At 61.4% G+C, this 319-nt stretch carries 1 protein-coding gene; it reads right to left on the minus strand.

What is annotated here, in order from left to right; genetic code table 11:
- Positions 1-319 (minus strand): methyl-accepting chemotaxis protein (locus BK660_RS32180; protein ID WP_259698578.1); only part of this gene is annotated, 319 nt, incomplete at both ends.

Below are 319 nucleotides of genomic sequence, written 5' to 3' on the forward strand. Positions count from 1 at the left end.
GCAACGCATCACTGACCGCCAGCTTCACCAACTCCCCACTGCTCTGAATCTGCTGCACCGACGAATGCGCCGCCGAGCGCAACGCACTGACCAGCCGTTCAATTTCCTCAGTCGATTGTTGCGTGCGTCGAGCCAGCGCACGCACCTCATCGGCCACCACCGCAAAGCCCCTGCCCTGCTCGCCAGCCCGCGCCGCCTCGATCGCAGCATTCAACGCCAACAGGTTGGTCTGCTCGGCAACGCTTTTGATCACCCCCAGCACCGTGCCGATATTCTGGATTTCAGCACTGAGACTTTCGATGCTCGAACTGGCCGACGT

The sequence above is a fragment of the Pseudomonas brassicacearum genome, from assembly GCF_003732265.1.
Classification (GTDB): domain Bacteria; phylum Pseudomonadota; class Gammaproteobacteria; order Pseudomonadales; family Pseudomonadaceae; genus Aquipseudomonas; species Aquipseudomonas brassicacearum_D.